Below are 2113 nucleotides of genomic sequence, written 5' to 3' on the forward strand. Positions count from 1 at the left end.
TATACCTCATCCAGGCTGTGATTCCGCTTATCGCCCATACGATTCCGACAGACCACCATATTCCCCATAGACCAATTGCAGGAATAGCTGTCAGCATAAATGGTACTGTAAATCTTCCGAAGACTTCTACCATTCCATTAAATAGGGCAAAAAAGGAATCGCCAAGTCCGTTCAATACGCCTCTTACAACGTAGATCATTCCAAGCATCACATAGAAAAAGCTTGTGATCTTGAGGGCTTTAGCACCCATTACAATAACTGGTTCGTCTTCAACGAATAGCCTTATCATATACTCGCCGAAAAGCTGTATTATAGGCAGCATCAGGACTGAGAAGATAAACATAAGCAGAAGGCCTTTGTGGTAGCCTTCTGTAATTCTCTTTTTCTTGCCGGCACCGTAGTTCTGGCCGGTACAGGTTGAAAGGGCTGCGCCAAGTGTCTGGTAGGGTTGGTGGATTATCTGCTCGATTCTGCTGGTAGCTGTGAATGCGGCAACAGCTATTTTGCCATAAGAATTAACAACCTTCTGAAGGGCCATACATGATATTGCGATCAGGGAAAACTGGAGTGACAGTGGAATTCCGAGTTTGAGAACTTTAATGGAAATCTGTGTGTCATACTTCATATCATCTCTTGTCATATGGAAGTATTCGTTTCTTGCTATCGCATATAAAAGGCAGCTGATGCCTGATATAAACTGAGAGATCACAGTTGCAATACCTGCGCCTGCTACGCTCATATGCAGTCCGCATACGAAAAGTACGTCAAGACCAGTATTCAGAATGCATGAAAAGACAAGAAAATAAAGGGGAGTCTTGGAGTCTCCCAGTGCTCTAAGCATTGACGATGCGTAGTTATATAGTGATACGAAGATAAGACCAACGCACATGATCTGCATGTAGAGAACCGCATCACCCATGATATCGTCCGGGGTTCCCAAAAGAGCTAATGCGGGTCCTGCCAGAAAGAAGGCACAGATTCCCACTATCAGAGGAAATACCAGCATTATATAACCTGTATTTACGATACAGGACTTTATTTCTTTCACATTTCCTTTTCCAAAAAACTGTGATGTTATGATTCCGCCGCCGCTGCCAATACCATTACAGAGTGCGAAAAACAGAAACGTTACAGATCCTGTTGCACCTATCGCTGCAAGGGCATCTGCACCTACGAATTGTCCCACGATAATAGAATCCACCAGGTTGTAAAGCTGCTGGAACAGATTACCGATAAGCATGGGTATCGAAAATTGTATTATAAGTGCGACCGGATTACCCTCGGTCATGTTTAAGATTGATGTTTTTTGATTTTTCACTTTAGACCTCTTTTCATTCAATCTAAAGTTTATATGAGTGTGCAAAGAAAAACCAGCAACTTTTTATCATATGTTGCCGGTTTTTTATCATTTTTAGTTTAATTGTTTTAAAAAATTATGTAGTCACAAAATCTTATAGTCCACAGATATATGTTTTGGATAAATGCTTTTGTATTTGTATATGCTAAGAACTATTCCTATTAGTATATACGTAACTATGATATTACTTCCGCCGGAAGACATAAGTGGCAGGAATGTTCTTGAAGGCGGGAACCATCCAAGATTTTGAAAGATGTTGATAAAAGTAGTTACAAGAAGAACCATACCACAGCCGCATCCCATAAGCATTCCAAGCTGATTCTTCTGCTTAAGTGATATTCCAAAGACTATCGCAATAAGAGCTGCAAGTGCGCATGCAATAAGTATTCCTGCGATCAGCCCGTATGTAATTGATATATATGAAAGAACGTATGCTGAGTTATATTCAGGTATTGTAATACTTGCATCTACTCCGTTACTTCCGTAGAGTCTGCAGGATGCTGCTACATTTCTTAATACATTAGTAAGATAACTTGCTTCGCCGCTGCCTGTAAAAAAGGCTACGAGTCTTGCCTTCTGATAATCTGCTAATCCATTTCCAAAGAACATGACTACGGATCCGATCACCGGAAGTCCTACAAATACGCCCCATATTGATGCTATTGCTATAGGCTTTGAAAACTTGAACCAGCCTTTTGCTATTGCGATCGTAAGTAGTGTAAGCATTGATATCAGCATCATAAGAGCTGTTACAAG

At 40.8% G+C, this 2113-nt stretch carries 2 protein-coding genes; both read right to left on the reverse strand.

From position 1 onward, the window contains the following. The coding region (locus K6G87_RS00780; RefSeq protein ID WP_296832545.1) for an MATE family efflux transporter at positions 1-1318 on the reverse strand (1318 nt) is incomplete at its 3' end. Between the two features lie 123 nt (positions 1319-1441). Beyond that, positions 1442-2113: FtsW/RodA/SpoVE family cell cycle protein (locus K6G87_RS00785; protein ID WP_296832548.1), on the reverse strand; the 672-nt coding region annotated here is incomplete at its 5' end.

The sequence above is a fragment of the Butyrivibrio sp. genome, from assembly GCF_024699075.1.